The sequence below is a fragment of the Bradyrhizobium sp. NBAIM08 genome (assembly GCF_020193935.1).
Classification (GTDB): Bacteria; Pseudomonadota; Alphaproteobacteria; order Rhizobiales; family Xanthobacteraceae; genus Bradyrhizobium; species Bradyrhizobium yuanmingense.
In genome coordinates, this window is record NZ_JADYVR010000002.1 from 497,118 (window position 1) to 510,804 (window position 13,687).

The 13,687-nt window shown below is 65.1% G+C and carries 14 protein-coding genes; 6 read left to right on the top strand and 8 right to left on the bottom strand.

The window, feature by feature from the left end:
* Nucleotides 1–62: 62 nt before the first annotated feature.
* The 5 genes from I6F37_RS08505 to I6F37_RS08525 form a co-directional block, all read right to left on the bottom strand.
* Nucleotides 63–1,445: an aspartate aminotransferase family protein gene (locus I6F37_RS08505; protein WP_036000540.1), complete on the bottom strand. Its 1,383-nt coding sequence runs from the start codon at nt 1,443–1,445 to the stop codon at nt 63–65.
* A gap of 196 nt (nt 1,446–1,641) precedes the next feature.
* Nucleotides 1,642–1,812: a hypothetical protein gene (locus tag I6F37_RS08510; protein ID WP_167361657.1), complete on the bottom strand. Its 171-nt coding sequence runs from the start codon at nt 1,810–1,812 to the stop codon at nt 1,642–1,644.
* Nucleotides 1,813–1,842: 30 nt separating this feature from the next.
* The gene (locus I6F37_RS08515; protein ID WP_036000543.1) at nt 1,843–2,406 is read right to left on the bottom strand and encodes an isochorismatase family protein; all 564 of its coding nucleotides are present in this window, start codon (nt 2,404–2,406) and stop codon (nt 1,843–1,845) included.
* Nucleotides 2,407–2,431: 25 nt separating this feature from the next.
* Nucleotides 2,432–3,052 (bottom strand): GNAT family N-acetyltransferase, encoded by a 621-nt coding sequence (locus I6F37_RS08520; RefSeq protein WP_036000546.1) that lies wholly within the window; start codon nt 3,050–3,052, stop codon nt 2,432–2,434.
* Entirely contained in the window at nt 3,039–3,656 is a 618-nt protein-coding gene (locus I6F37_RS08525; RefSeq protein ID WP_036000548.1) for a hypothetical protein, read from the bottom strand. The genes I6F37_RS08520 and I6F37_RS08525 overlap by 14 nt, the downstream gene beginning before the upstream one ends.
* A 68-nt stretch (nt 3,657–3,724) precedes the next feature.
* On the opposite strand from I6F37_RS08525, the gene I6F37_RS08530 reads away from it, so the two are divergent.
* Nucleotides 3,725–4,765, top strand: coding sequence for a LysR family transcriptional regulator (locus I6F37_RS08530; RefSeq protein WP_036000552.1), 1,041 nt, complete (start codon nt 3,725–3,727; stop codon nt 4,763–4,765).
* A gap of 17 nt (nt 4,766–4,782) precedes the next feature.
* Here the strand turns inward: I6F37_RS08530 and I6F37_RS08535 are convergent, their stop codons facing one another.
* Complete coding sequence (locus tag I6F37_RS08535; RefSeq protein WP_036000554.1) at nt 4,783–5,949, bottom strand: autotransporter domain-containing protein; 1,167 nt, start codon at nt 5,947–5,949, stop codon at nt 4,783–4,785.
* Nucleotides 5,950–6,328: 379 nt separating this feature from the next.
* Here I6F37_RS08535 and I6F37_RS08540 point away from each other — a divergent pair, with 379 nt between their 5' ends.
* The gene (locus I6F37_RS08540; RefSeq protein WP_027576280.1) at nt 6,329–6,535 is read left to right on the top strand and encodes a cold-shock protein; all 207 of its coding nucleotides are present in this window, start codon (nt 6,329–6,331) and stop codon (nt 6,533–6,535) included.
* Between the two features lie 87 nt (nt 6,536–6,622).
* Here the strand turns inward: I6F37_RS08540 and purN are convergent, their stop codons facing one another.
* A complete protein-coding gene (gene purN / locus I6F37_RS08545; protein ID WP_036000572.1) occupies nt 6,623–7,276 on the bottom strand; it encodes a phosphoribosylglycinamide formyltransferase in 654 nt (217 codons plus the stop codon).
* Nucleotides 7,277–7,290: 14 nt separating this feature from the next.
* Nucleotides 7,291–8,364 carry a phosphoribosylformylglycinamidine cyclo-ligase gene (gene purM / locus I6F37_RS08550; protein WP_036000563.1) on the bottom strand — a complete coding sequence of 358 codons (1,074 nt, stop codon included), beginning with the start codon at nt 8,362–8,364 and terminating at the stop codon, nt 7,291–7,293.
* Between the two features lie 156 nt (nt 8,365–8,520).
* Between purM and I6F37_RS08555 the strand changes: the two genes are divergently transcribed.
* From I6F37_RS08555 to ppx, 4 genes are all read left to right on the top strand, one after another.
* Nucleotides 8,521–9,063, top strand: a complete 543-nt coding sequence (locus I6F37_RS08555; protein ID WP_025035876.1) for a CDP-alcohol phosphatidyltransferase family protein — start codon at nt 8,521–8,523, stop codon at nt 9,061–9,063.
* Nucleotides 9,064–9,155: 92 nt separating this feature from the next.
* The gene (locus tag I6F37_RS08560; RefSeq protein WP_036000575.1) at nt 9,156–9,833 is read left to right on the top strand and encodes a DnaA/Hda family protein; all 678 of its coding nucleotides are present in this window, start codon (nt 9,156–9,158) and stop codon (nt 9,831–9,833) included.
* Nucleotides 9,834–9,979: 146 nt separating this feature from the next.
* Nucleotides 9,980–12,169 carry an RNA degradosome polyphosphate kinase gene (locus tag I6F37_RS08565; RefSeq protein WP_036000566.1) on the top strand — a complete coding sequence of 730 codons (2,190 nt, stop codon included), beginning with the start codon at nt 9,980–9,982 and terminating at the stop codon, nt 12,167–12,169.
* A 15-nt stretch (nt 12,170–12,184) separates the two neighbouring features.
* Entirely contained in the window at nt 12,185–13,687 is a 1,503-nt protein-coding gene (gene ppx / locus I6F37_RS08570; RefSeq protein ID WP_225140275.1) for an exopolyphosphatase, read from the top strand.

Genomic DNA, 13,687 nt, shown 5'->3' on the forward strand with positions numbered 1-13,687 from the left:
ACAGTCTGGATTGCTTCGTCGCAAGAGCTCCTCGCAATGACGACGGAGAGAGCGACGAAGCCTTACGCCGGCGTCAGCTTCGCCACTTCGCTCTTCATGTCGTTCAGCACGCCGGAGATCGCGTCCACCAGTTCGTCGATCTGGGTCTTGGTCGTGATCAGCGGCGGGCAGATCGCGATGGCATCGAGCATGTTGCGCGAGATCACGCCGCGCTCCTGGAGCATGCGGCTGGCGATGCCGCCGACGGCGCCCGGCGTTGCCGCCGCGGTCTTGCGCGCCTTGTCGAGCACGAGCTCGAGCGCGGCGATCATGCCGACGCCGCGGACCTCACCGACCAGCGGGTGGCTGGCGAGTTCACGCAAGCGGCCCTGCATGTAGCCACCGAGCTCGGCCGCGTGTGCGACTAGGCCGCGCTCCTCGATGATCTTGAGGTTCTCCAGCGCAATCGCCGAGCCGACCGGATGGCCGCCTGCGGTGAAGCCGTGGCCGAGCACGCCGATCTTGTTGCTCTCGTCCGCGATCGGCTCGAACATGCGGTCGTTCAGGATGATCGCCGAGAGCGGGAAATAGCTCGATGTGATCTGCTTGGAGACGACGATCGCATCGGGCTTGATGCCGTAGGTCTCGCAGCCGAACATCTTGCCAGTGCGGCCGAAACCGCAGATCACCTCGTCGGCGACCAGGAGAATGTCGTACTTCTTCAGGACCTTCTGGATCTTGTCCCAATAGGTCGCCGGCGGCACCACGACACCGCCCGCCCCCATCACCGGCTCGCCGAAGAACGCCGCGATCGTATCCGGCCCTTCCTTCTGGATCAGGGCGTCGAGCTCCTCGGCCCGGCGCGTGGCGAAGGCTTCCTCGCTCTCGCCGGGGGCGCCGTCCTTGTAGAAGTGCGGCGAGCCCGTATGCAGGATGTTCGGCAGCGGCAGGTCGAACGAGCGATGGTTGTTCGGCAGGCCCGTGAGGCTGGCGGATGCGATGGTGACGCCGTGATAGGCACGCAGGCGGCTGATCACCTTCTTGCGCTGCGGTTGGCCGAGCGCGTTGGAGCGATAGGCGATCAGCTTCAACACGGTGTCGTTCGCTTCCGAGCCGGAATTGGTGAAGAACACCTTGCTCATGGGCACCGGCGCGAGCGCGACCAGCTTCTCGGCGAGGTCGATCGACGGACCGTGCGATTTGGCGGAGAACGTATGGTAGAACGGCAGCGCCTGCATCTGCTTGTGCGCCGCCTCGACCAGTCGCTTCTCGTTGAAGCCGAGCCCGACGCTCCACAGGCCCGCCATGGCTTCGAAATAGCGCTTGCCCGACGCGTCGAAGACGTAAGGCCCCTCGCCGCGCTCGATCACCAGCGGACCGGCCTGCTGATGCGTGCGCGCATTGGTGTAGGGATGGAGCTGATAGGCCACATCCCGGGCCTCTTGCGAATTGGGCAGCATGGACATTTGCGATGATCCCTAAAAGCGTCACGCCGCCGGCGGGCCGGCGTCATCACTCGATGGCGAGTACTTGTCTCAAGTACTTGGCTATTGCCACGACGCAAAACTTGCAATGCCAATTCGTCGGCGGCAAGCGCTCAGCAGCGATGCACAAAGCCGCACATGACAGGACCGCGGATCGCAGAATCGGGCTGGGCAGCTCTCACGCCGCGCCGTCGTCGTCCACTTCGTCGGTGGCGGAAACGGCTTCCCTCACCTCCATCAGCGCCATCGAGAGCAAGTAGACCGTGGTAGGCAGCCCAAGCCTGCGCGCCTTCTCGGCGGCATGCGACAGATCGCTCGCCAGCTCCTTGAGCTCGTCTCCCCGCGACAATTCTCAACCCCATCGACCGGCCGCGGCCGCCTACACCGCAACGGCGCCGCTGGTTCTGATCAGTTCGGCGCTGGACTGGACTGTAGCAAAATTCGCAATGACATCCACTACCGCATGCCGGTAGGCCGCGGCATCGTCCGTGCCGGGCTGCCGGCAAGCCACCGCGTCGGTGATCACATGGTAGCGATGACTGCGGTGAAACCCCTCGACGGCAGTGGCCAGGATGGTCTCGTCCAGGGAAAAGCCGATCAGGATGCAGCGTGTGGTGCGGATAGCGGACATGTGGCCGCCAAACCGCGACGAGCTGTAGGCGGACGGCAGCGGGTGCTCGAACGTCATCTCGCCCGGTTGTGGCCTGGTCTCCGCGATCCAATCGGTCAGCCTGGATGACGGATTGAACCAGGCCGCCTGCGCGATGCGCTTCAGATGCATCACCGGCCATAGATTGCTGCGCCACAGCGTCAGGAGTTCCAGGCAGCGCGCCGCCGTCGCATCGCCGTCGCGGATAACGTGACGGCGGCCGGGAGTCAGGTACTCGACCTGAAGATCCGCACAGACCAGGATCGGCGGATCATCGTGCATTGAAACCAGCATCGAGTTGCGCGCAGCTGCACCTGTTTCAGCGGTCGGCGAGCGCGAGGTCCCGCAGCGGCGAGGTCACCGCCCGCCCGGCCGAGGCATCGAGCACGCCAGGACGGTCCCAATCGCCCTCGGGACGAATAATCACATAGGGATCGCTATCCAGCGTGATGGCGTCCGGGCCCGGCTCGATCTCCAGCAGCATCTCCGTGTAGGAGAAATCCGAGAACGTGATCTTGCGGTTGTGACCGAGCGGCTTGGCACCGAAATGGGCCCAGAAATCGACCAGCCGGTCCTGCGCCTGGCCGTAGATCTTGCGAAAGCCCTTGCGCTTCACATAATCGACACTGGCCTGCACCAGCTTGAACGAGACGCGCGAGCGCCGATATTGGTGACGCACCGCAAGCCGCTCCACCTTGGCGAAATCGCCGAAGAAGCGCACCCGCAGGCAGCCCGCAGGCTCGTTGCCGACGAAGCCGATGAAATGCGCCGCGACCATGTCGTTGCCGTCGAACTCCTCCTCGAACGGACAATCCTGCTCGGCGAGGTAGACCGCCGAGCGGATGGCGGTCACCAGCATGAGATCGCTTGGGTCGCGCGCGAGGCGGATGGTGATAGCGCGGGAACAGGGCTTGGCGACTGGAATCCTAGTACCGTGCATCTGCAAAGCTCCTTGATTGGATGATCGCTCCCGGCATGCGCATCGGCTGTCGATGCCAGGGCCGCTCGTAGCACCAAAGGTCGGGTTGGAAGCTCGGGACGGGCGCAAAGCCTGTCGCCTTCATGATGTCGCGTCCGGCCACCGTTGACGGCTGCGCATAGCAATCCGCATCGCGAAACCTTATCTGCCGCAGATGAGCCGCGGCCTTACCGAGACCGGCGATGCCGCGGCCCGTCGCCGCGATCGCCCAGATGTAGATGGCAGCGACGTCTTCGTCTGCCGATGCGAGATAACGCGTCTCGGGCGCGGTGAGGCAAATCTCGTCGAGCAGCAGCGCGTCATGTCCGCGGTCATTGAGAAACAGGAAGGCCATGCCGCCGACGAGCTTGCCTTTGCGGCTGAATGTCAGGATGCTCTGGGGATCGAAGACGTAATATTTGGCAAGCTCCGCCGTCCCGATCTGCACGCCCGGCACCAGCCGGTGCGCCATCTCCGAAAGCGCTCCAATTTCGGAAAATTGCGCACAGCGGACGTCGACGTCCGGGCTCAGCGGCAAGGCATCGAAATCATGCCTTGCGGCAAACGTGCCCCTTTCCATACTCATGTCGCGCCTCTATCGTTCGAGGCTTTCATGCCCCGCTACGACGAGCTTAGCGGTTGGGGATCAGGAGTATGCAGCAGTTATTGCACCGGGGTGCTGCGATGATGCAGCACCGTGAAGAAGCCCTGGGCGCGTCCTGGGATGATTTGAAGCTGTTTTTAGCGTGCGCAAAATTTAAAAGTTTTCGGAATGCCGCCGAAGAGCTCGGCCTCACCTCCACCACGCTGATGCGCCGCATCGACCGGCTCGAGGAGAGCATTGGGTGCAAGCTGTTCCTGCGCGACCAGAGCGGGCTGACGCTCAGCGATGAAGGCGCCGCGATGATCGCCGACGTCACGCATATGGAGCGTCATGCCTTCAACGTCTTCCGCCGCGCCGCGCGGTCCTCGAACGACACCTCGGGCACCGTTCGCGTCGCGGTGACGGAAGGCCCCGGCAATTTCTGGATCCTGCCGCGGTTGATCGACTTCCAGAAGACGTACCGCAAGATCACGGTCGATCTGCGCTGCGCGATGGAGCAGGCCGACGTCGCGCGGCTCGAATCCGATATCGCGATCCAGCTCGAGCCGCCGACCAATCCCGATCTGATCGTCGCCAAGCTCGGCCGCCTCCACATCTATCCCTTCGTCTCCAAGGAGTATGAAAGCCTCTACGGCGTGCCGGCAACGCTCGCCGAACTGAACAATCACCGCATCATCAAGCAGAGCGCGCCGCAGGTCGACGACGGCGCCTATGCCCGCGTGCTCGGGCTGAAGTCGCTCGAAGGCATCGTCGGGATCAAGACCAATTCGTCGGTGGGCGTGCTCTACGCGGTGGAGCGCGGCGCCGGCATCGGCTTCCTGCCGACGGTATCGATCGCGCTCGGTGCGCCGCTCGTTGCGGTCGATCTCGGCGTCAGCCATCACGCCGATCTCTGGCTCACCTATCACAAGGAGTTCCGCAGCTCCGAGCGGCACAAGATCGTGGTCGACTGGCTGAAGAAGATCTTCGATGCCAGGACCTATCCCTGCTTCCGCGACGAGTTCATCCATCCGAACGCGCTGGTGCCGATGATGACGGCGGCGCGCGAGGGCTTTGGCCTGGCGGGATACGTGGCGACGGCGCCGACTTAACGCAGGCGAGCGTCAGCTCACCATTTGTATTCGAAGCCGAGCGTGCCCTGGTGCGAGGTGAGCTCGTTGCGAAATTTGCCGTCGTAATTGACGTAGAGCCTCGCCACGTTGGTCAGGCTGAGCGAAGCCGAGGCGCCGGCATCCGCGCCGTAACGGCTCTCGCCGATGCCGGGGACGATGACGTTCTGGGCGCCCAGACTGACCTGGATGGATCCGAGGTCCTGGTGGAAATTGTCGACGAACTTGCCGTAGGCCGAGAGGTCCAGGATCTTCTGGTCGATGATGAAATAGCGGCCGACCTCGGCCCCGAGCATGATGCGCGCGCGCGAGAGCGCCGACGAGCCGACGTTGAGCGGATCGAGCCCGCCGGTCTCCTGGAACGCGGCGCTGGTGGCACGCACATATTCCAGCGCGCCCTTGGGCACGATGCGCATCTCGTCCTTGGTCCAGTAATAGCTGATCTCGGTCAGCGCGCCGTCCACGGCGGCGCGATAGCGCGCGGTCGCAAGGCCAAGGCCGGTATCGCGGCTGGAATGGACCTTGCCGAAGCCGTGCACCATGGCAAAGGCCCAGGTCCACGGGCCCTTGTCGATTGAGCCGCTGAAGCCGAGCTGGGTGAGATCGAGGGTTGCGGATTGCAGCGCCAGCGGCACGTCGATGTCGGTGTGGCTGTGGTCGACGGAGAATCCGATGTTGACGCCGGGTGCGAGCCGCGCGCCAAAGCCGGCAACGCCGCCGAAGGTCTTGCGCTTGTCGCCGACGAAGTCGCCTTGCGCTTCGGTGCGGACCGACAGGCCATAGCCCTCGAACCAGGTGCGGTAGCGCGGATCTTCCGCAGCCACCGAGGCGCCGCCGCCGCCCGGATTGGTGCGGAACGCCCGGCTGACGCCGCTCGAGGCCTGATTGCCGAGCCGCTCCAGAAAGCCTGAGCCGAAATTGAGCATGCTGTTGCCGGCTGACTGATTTTGATTGGTCGAGGTCGGCGACGGAATCGGGGTCGGTGACGGCGTGGGTGTCGGCGTGGGCGTCGGGGTCGGCGTGGGCGTGCTTTGCGCGAAGCCGGGCGTTACGGCCGCCATCGTCACGACCAGGGCAAACGCCATCGCGAGCGCAGCCACGATCCGGCGGACGCGGTCCAGCCCGATCGTCTGCCGTGTCCCGAAGAGCTGCGCGGCGCAGCGCATGCGATGAATCCCGAAAGCGAAGTGGCGGGCGCGCAAAAATGCAACACGGTCTGCGGCGCTTGCGGCGATTTGGGCCGAACTGCCACGAGGGGTCAACCGGTTGGCGCATAACGGCCGAGGCTATTGCACCGATTGTGGTTCTGCTGCCACAGGTCGCAAATTGCGCTTGAAGGCACCTGGCTTGCTCTTGAAATCCGCGCGCGGCTTGCTAGCCGGCGAATTTCATGTTGCAATAACGTTCACAATCGGAATTGGCCGTTTGCTGTGCGTTTCGCGACATTGCGCCTCAAGACTCGAACAGACTTCCGGGAGCCCGTTTGTGGCGTGGCACGCGAAAAAGCGGCCGCGTCGTTTTTATATCTAGTGGAGGAGACGAGCGATGCCGCAAAAGGGCACCGTCAAATGGTTCAACCCGACAAAGGGCTATGGGTTCATCAAGCCGAATGGCAGCGACAAGGACGTGTTCGTCCACATCTCCGCCGTCGAGCGTGCGGGACTCTCTACCCTCAACGAGAACCAGGTGGTTGAATTCGACCTCGTGGAGAACCGCGGCAAATCATCCGCGGAGAACCTCAAGGTTTCCTGATGTCTCTCGCGGCATGCGAGCGATCATGACGTTGCCCCCGGCTCTGCCGGGGGATTTTGTTTGTGGCGCCGAAACGGCGACGACTCTTCAGCGCGCCACCGGCGCAACCAGAAAATTCTCCGACGCTGCGCTTCCCGCCGTCCTGCAGACATCGCCCTCGATGCGGACCTTACCGGCCGCGAGCAGCCGCAGCGCCTCGGGATAGATGCGGTGCTCGACTTCGAGGATGCGCTCGGACAGCGTCTCCGCGGTATCGTGGTCGCTGACGGGAACCGCGCCCTGCATCACGATCGGGCCGGCATCGGTCTCGGGAATGACGAAGTGGACCGTCGCGCCGGAGAGCTTGACGCCGGCGCGCAGGGCCTGGCCGTGCGGGTCGAGGCCGGGGAACGATGGCAGCAGCGAGGGATGGATGTTGAGCATCCGCCCGTACCAGGCCTTGGTGAACTCGGCCGTGAACAGGCGCATGAAGCCGCCGAGACAAATCAGCTCGATGCCGTGCTTGTCGAGCGCGGCCTGCAGCACCGTCTCGAAGCCGGCGCGGTCCCTGCCGAACGGCTTGCTTTCGATCACCTCGGTGGTCACGCCGCTCGCTCTGGCACGTTCGAGCCCGGGCGCATCCGCCTTGTTCGAGATGACGAGCGATATCTCCGCCGGGAAATCCGCGGCGGCGGCTGCCCTGATCAGCGCAGCCATGTTGGAGCCGCGCCCGGAAATCAGGATGGCGACGCGGCGCTTCATCACGGCGCCAGTCATTAAAGCGCCATGTCGAGGTGGCCGTTATAGACGACGCGGTGCTCGCCCTCGGCCGGAATCACGGTGCCGAGCTGCGCCACGGTCTCGCCTGCGTCGGTGAAGACTTCGACGACCTTGTCGACCTTGTCGGGCTCGACGATCGCGATCATGCCGATGCCGCAATTGAAGGTGCGCAGCATTTCCAGCTCGGCGATGCCGGCTTGGGCCGCCAGCCATTTGAACACCGGCAGCACCGGCAGGCGTGCCAGGTCGATGCCGACACCGAGATGCTTCGGCAGCACGCGCGGGATGTTGTCGGTGAAGCCGCCGCCGGTGATGTGGGCGAGCCCCTTCACCGCCCCGGTCTCGCGGATCGCGCGCAGGCAGGATTTCACGTACAGCCTGGTCGGCGTCAGCAGCGCGCCGCCGAGCGTCATCACCGGCGCGAACGGCGCCTGCGCCTCGAAGCCGAGGCCCGACTGCTCGACGATCTTGCGGACCAGCGAGAAGCCGTTGGAATGCACGCCGGACGAAGCGAGACCGATCACGGCATCGCCCGCGGCGATGTCCTTGCGCGGCAACAACGTACCGCGCTCGGCGGCGCCGACGGCAAAGCCGCCGAGATCGTAGTCGCCGTCCTTGTAGAGGCCGGGCATTTCGGCAGTCTCCCCGCCGATCAAAGCGCAGCCGGATTCGCGGCATCCCTCCGCAACGCCCGCGACGATGGCGGCCGTGGCCTCCGGATCGAGCTTGCCGCAGGCGAAATAGTCCAGGAAAAACAGCGGCTCGGCGCCCTGGACCACGAGGTCGTTGACGCTCATGGCGACGAGGTCGATGCCGATGCCGCCATGCAGGCCGGTCTCGATCGCGATCTTGACCTTGGTGCCGACACCGTCGGTCGCGGCCACGAGGACCGGATCCTTGAAGCCGGCCGCCTTGAGGTCGAACAGGCCGCCGAAGCCGCCGATCTCGGCATCGGCGCCCGGCCGCGCGGTGGCGCGCACCATCGGCTTGATCAGGTCGACCAGGCGGTTGCCCGCGTCGATATCGACGCCTGAATCGGCGTAAGTGAGGCCGTTTTTGCGGTCGGTCATGCCCGATTTCCAGTGGGTTTGCGGCTGGTTACGTTGAATTCCGGGGACGCGCAATGGCTCGCATGGCGCTCCGCGCTATACTATGTAGACATATCAACCGGTTCAGCCTGCAACGGGCCGGATTTGAGGTCAGAACCGGTGCCGGGAAGCGCTTTCGTGAGTATTCCGAATATCATTACCTTGGGCCGCATCATGCTGGTCCCGATCATCGTCTGGGCCATCGTGTCGAGCCAAATGGAGGTGGCGTTCGCCGTCTTCCTGATCGCCGGCATCAGCGATGCCGTGGACGGCTTTTTGGCCAAGCGCTTCAACATGACGAGCGAGCTCGGCGCCCTGCTCGATCCGCTCGCCGACAAGGCGCTGCTGGTCTCGATCTACATGGCGCTCGGCATCTGGGGTGCGATCCCGCGCTGGATCGTGATCCTGGTGGTCTCGCGCGACATCATGATTGTCGCCGCCGTGATCGTGTCCTGGTTGTTCGACCGGCCGGTCGAGATGAAGCCGTCGAAAGTGTCCAAGCTCAACACGGTGGCACAAGTGGCATTCGCAGCTTTGGTGCTGGCGGCGCTTGCCTTCGGCTTCAAGCCCGCGCCTTATGATATCATCCTGATGGGTCTCGTCACGGTCTTCACGCTCTCCTCCGTGTCGCTCTATCTCGTCGAGTGGCTGCGGCACATGAGCACGATCGAGGCCAAATGAGCGAGGAAGCAGCCCAGCAAAAGGCCAAGTCCCGCACCATCAAGTCGAATCTCTACAAGCGGGCCGGCGCGCCGGCATGGAGCAGAGCAAGCGTGGCAGGCCGCGTTCATCCCCGACAATTGGCGTTTGCGCTTCCGCATGCGGAGAGCCTCAGCCGGGACAACTTCCTCGAAGGCCCCGCCAATGCGGCCGGTCTAGGCCTCATCGACGGCTGGCCGGAATGGCCGAACCGGATCATGTGGCTGGCGGGCCCGGAAGGAAGCGGCAAGAGCCATCTCGCCGCGATCTGGGCCGAGGAAGCCGGCGCCCGCTCGACCACCGCCAATGCGCTGACCGCGACGGACGTGCCCGGCGCGCTCGCCACCGGCGCGCTGGTGGTCGAGGATCTCAAGGCTGGGGACTTCGACGAGCGTGCCCTGTTTCACCTGATGAACCTCGCCCGCGAGGACGGCGCCTACGTCCTGTTCACCGGCCGCGAGGCGCCGGCCGCGCTTCCGATCGAGCTTCGCGACCTGCGCTCGCGCCTGCGCGCCGTTCCGGCGGTCACGCTGCTGCCGCCCGACGACCAGCTGTTCCGCGGCCTCATCGTCAAGTTCTGCGCCGACCGCCAGCTCAATGTGGACGAGAGCGTGGTCGGCTACCTCGCGACGCGCCTGGAACGGTCCTCGGCCGCCGCCCGGCGGGCCGTCGAGCTGCTCGACAGCGAAGCCCTGCGGCTCGGCCGTCCCGTCACCCGGGCGCTGGCCGCCGAGCTGCTCCGGGACGCCTGACAGGCTCGCAGGCCTCCCCGAAGCCCGCTTGACGCGGTGCAGGGGCGGAACATCAATGTCATCGAAACGTCATCGCTCTAACACATGCTCCCGCCGATTTTTGCGCTTGAGTCGCAATTGGGGTGAACTGGATGGACCGACTTCTGATGGACTCTGCGCAAGCTGTTGAAACGAAAGAGAAAGCCCCGGAAACCGAGAGCCTTCCGGCGATCGCGTCCAGTCCCGAGCGGTTCATCAACCGCGAGCTGTCCTGGCTGCATTTCAACCGCCGCGTCCTGGAGGAATCGGTCAACCCGAGCCACCCCGTGCTGGAGCGGGTGCGATTCCTGTCGATTTCGGCCAATAACCTCGACGAGTTCTTCATGGTTCGCGTCGCCGGCATCAAGGCCCAAGTCCGCGAGGGCATCGCCGAGCGCAGCCCCGACGGCCTGACGCCGTCCGAGCAGCTGGCGCTGATCAACCGCACCGTCTCCCAGCTCGCCTCCGACCAGCAGGCGATCTGGCGCGACCTGCGCGCCACGTTGGCCGAGGTCGGCATCGTGCTGGTCGACGGCAAGGACGTCACAAAGGCGGAACGAACCTGGATCGAGGACTACTTCCTCCACAACGTGTTCCCTCTCCTGACCCCGCTGGCGATCGATCCGGCCCACCCCTTCCCGTTCATTCCGAGCCTCGGCTTCACCATCGCGCTGCAGCTCACGCGCGCCGCCGACGGCAAGCAGATGAACGCGCTGATCCGCATGCCCGGCAAGATCGACCGCTTCATCCGCCTGCCGGCGGATGGCACGGTGCGCCTGATCTCGCTGGAGCAGGCCACCGCCCTGTTCATCAACCGCCTGTTCCCCGGCTACAATCTGCACGGCCAAGGCGCCTTCCGGATCATCCGCGACTCCGAGCTCGAAATCGAGGAGGAGGCCGAAGATCTCGTCCGCCTGTTCGAGACCGCGCTGAAGCGCCGCCGCCGCGGATCGGTGATCCGGCTCGAGATCGACGCCAAGATGCCGGAGCAGCTGCGCAGCTTCGTGCAGCACGCGCTCTCCGCCGCCGACGACGAGATCTTCCTGGTCGACGGCGTGCAGGCGATGAACGAGCTCTCGCAGCTCACCCGCCTCGACCGGCCCGACCTCGAATTCACCCCTTACGTGCCGCGCCACCCCGAACGCGTGCGCGAGCATGGCGGCGACATCTTCGCCGCGATCCGGCAGAAGGACCTGATCGTCCACCATCCCTACGAGTCGTTCGACGTGGTGGTGCAATTCCTGCAGCAGGCCACGCGCGACCCCGACGTCGTTGCGATCAAGCAGACGCTCTACCGCACCTCCAACAATTCACCGATCGTGCGCGCCCTGGCCGAAGCGGCCGAAGCCGGCAAATCAGTCACCGCGCTGATCGAGCTGAAAGCGCGGTTCGACGAAGAAGCCAACATCCGCTGGGCACGCGATCTCGAACGCGCCGGCGTGCAGGTCGTCTACGGCTTCCTCGAATTGAAGACGCACGCGAAGCTCTCGATGGTGGTGCGCCGCGAGGGCGGCAGCCTGACGACCTACGTCCATACCGGCACCGGCAATTATCACCCGGTCACCGCGCGCATCTACACCGATCTCTCCTACTTCACCTCGGACCCGACGATCGGCCGCGATGCCGCGCGCGTGTTCAATTTCATCACCGGCTATGCCGCGCCGAGCGATCTGGAAAAAATGGCGGTGTCGCCGCTGACCTTGCGCAAGCGCATCATCGAGCACATCCAGGGCGAGACCGCACATGCGCGGCATGGCCGTCCCGGCGCGGTCTGGATGAAGATGAACGCGCTGGTCGATCCCGACATCATCGACGCGCTCTACGAGGCCTCGCAGGCCGGTGTCCAGGTCGAGCTCGTGGTGCGCGGCATCTGCTGCCTCAGGCCCGGCATTCCCGGTCTGTCGGAGAACATCCGCGTCAAGTCGATCATCGGCCGCTTCCTGGAACATGGCCGAATCTACTGCTTCGGCATGGGCCAGGGACTGCCGAGCGCGAAAGCGGCTGTGTATATCTCGTCCGCCGACATGATGCCGCGCAACCTCGACCGCCGCGTCGAGGTGCTGTGTCCGCTGCAAAATCCGACGGTGCATCAGCAGGTTCTCGAACAGATCATGGTCGCGAACCTGAAGGACAATGAGCAGAGCTGGCAGTTGTTGCCGGATGGGTCTTCAACGCGTATGAAGACCGCGAAGGGCGAGGAGCCTTTCAACGTCCACAACTACTTCATGACGAATCCGAGTCTGTCTGGCCGTGGAAAGTCGCTCAAGGAATCCTCGCCGCGTCGTCTCACGCGCCGGAACGAACGTCATCAATCCTGATCGGGGATTTGCGACGTGAAGCGGCCGCGCAAGCGCGGCTCGAGCGTCGCGGTTATCGACATAGGCTCCAACTCGGTCCGCCTCGTCGTCTACGAGGCGCTGGCGCGCAGCCTGATCCCGATCTTCAACGAGAAGACGCTGTGCGGCCTCGGGCGCGAGGTGCAGAGCACGGGCCTGCTCGCGCCCGACGCCATCGACAAGGCGCTGACCTCGCTGAAACGGTTTCGCGCGCTGTGCCGGGTGATGAAGGTCGGACGCGTGTTCGCGATCGCGACCGCCGCATGCCGCGACGCCTCCAACGGCCCCGATTTCATCGCCAGGGCCGAGCGGATCTGCGCGGTGAAGATCGAGATCCTGTCGGGCTCGCGCGAAGCACGACTGTCCGCGCTCGGCGTGATCTCCGGCATCCACCATCCAGACGGCATCGTCGGCGACCTCGGCGGCGGCTCGCTCGAGCTGATCGACGTGCGCAGGAACGCCGTACGCAGCGGCGTGACGCTGCCGCTCGGCGGCCTCGCACTGCAGGACCTCGCCCACAAATCGCTCAAGCGCGCCGACCGCATCGTGCGCGACGAGATCGACGGGGTCCACTTACTCACTGCCGGCCGCGGTCGCACCTTCTATGCCGTCGGCGGCACCTGGCGCGCGCTCGCGCGCATCCACATCATCCAGAGCGGCTATCCGCTTCAGGTGATGCACGGCTATTCCATTCCGGCTGCCGAGGCGCTCGACTTCTCGCGCCGCCTGCGGCGCCTCGCCGCCGCCGACATGCTTGCCGACATCGAGATCGTCGCCGATGCGCGGCGCCCTCTCCTCACCTATGCGGCGCTGGTGCTCGAGCACATCATCCGCGTCGCGAAGCCAAAGAACATCGTGTTCTCCACCTTCGGCGTGCGCGAGGGCCTGCTGCACGAGAAGCTGCCCGAGACCGAACGCAACAAGGACGGGCTGATCTGCGCGGCGGAGGAGCTGAACCAGCTGCTGTCGCGTTCGGCCAGGCACGCGCGCGAGCTGATTGCCTGGACCGACCGCCTGGTGCGCGTCGTCAAGCTGCGCGAGACGGAAGTGGACCGCCGCCTCCGCCACACCGCGTGCCTGCTCTCCGACATCGGCTGGCGCGTGCATCCCGATCATCGCGGCGAGCAGACGCTCAGCCTCGTCGTCAACGGCAATTTCGGCGCGATCACCCACACCGAACGCGCCTTCGTCGGCCTGTCGGTGTTCTATCGCTATGCCGGCCTCAGCGAGGAAAACCAGCCGCCGGTCACCATGCAGGAGCTGCTGACGCCGGCCCAGCTCGAACGCGCGCGCCTCCTGGGCGCTGCGTTCCGCGTCGCGCATCTGATCTCGGCCGCACGTCCCGGCGTCCTGCCAGCCACGCATTTCCGCAGCCAGGGCCGCAAATTGATGCTGGTGTTCGAGCACCGGCTCGGCGACCTCGTCGCCGACCGCGTCGGCAGCCGCTTCCGTCAGCTCGCCCGCCTGGTTGGCCGCGCCGGTTCAATCGTCAGGCGCTGA

Coding starts and splice junctions, on each gene's coding strand:
- I6F37_RS08505 (WP_036000540.1), bottom strand. CDS start 1,445: ATGTCCATGCTGCCCAATTCGCAAGAGGCCCGGGATGTGGCCTATCAG.
- I6F37_RS08520 (WP_036000546.1), bottom strand. CDS start 3,052: ATGCACGGTACTAGGATTCCAGTCGCCAAGCCCTGTTCCCGCGCTATC.
- I6F37_RS08530 (WP_036000552.1), top strand. CDS start 3,725: ATGCAGCAGTTATTGCACCGGGGTGCTGCGATGATGCAGCACCGTGAA.
- purM (WP_036000563.1), bottom strand. CDS start 8,364: ATGACCGACCGCAAAAACGGCCTCACTTACGCCGATTCAGGCGTCGAT.
- I6F37_RS08540 (WP_027576280.1), top strand. CDS start 6,329: ATGCCGCAAAAGGGCACCGTCAAATGGTTCAACCCGACAAAGGGCTAT.
- I6F37_RS08525 (WP_036000548.1), bottom strand. CDS start 3,656: ATGAGTATGGAAAGGGGCACGTTTGCCGCAAGGCATGATTTCGATGCC.
- purN (WP_036000572.1), bottom strand. CDS start 7,276: ATGAAGCGCCGCGTCGCCATCCTGATTTCCGGGCGCGGCTCCAACATG.
- I6F37_RS08515 (WP_036000543.1), bottom strand. CDS start 2,406: ATGCTGGTTTCAATGCACGATGATCCGCCGATCCTGGTCTGTGCGGAT.
- I6F37_RS08535 (WP_036000554.1), bottom strand. CDS start 5,949: ATGCGCTGCGCCGCGCAGCTCTTCGGGACACGGCAGACGATCGGGCTG.
- I6F37_RS08565 (WP_036000566.1), top strand. CDS start 9,980: ATGGACTCTGCGCAAGCTGTTGAAACGAAAGAGAAAGCCCCGGAAACC.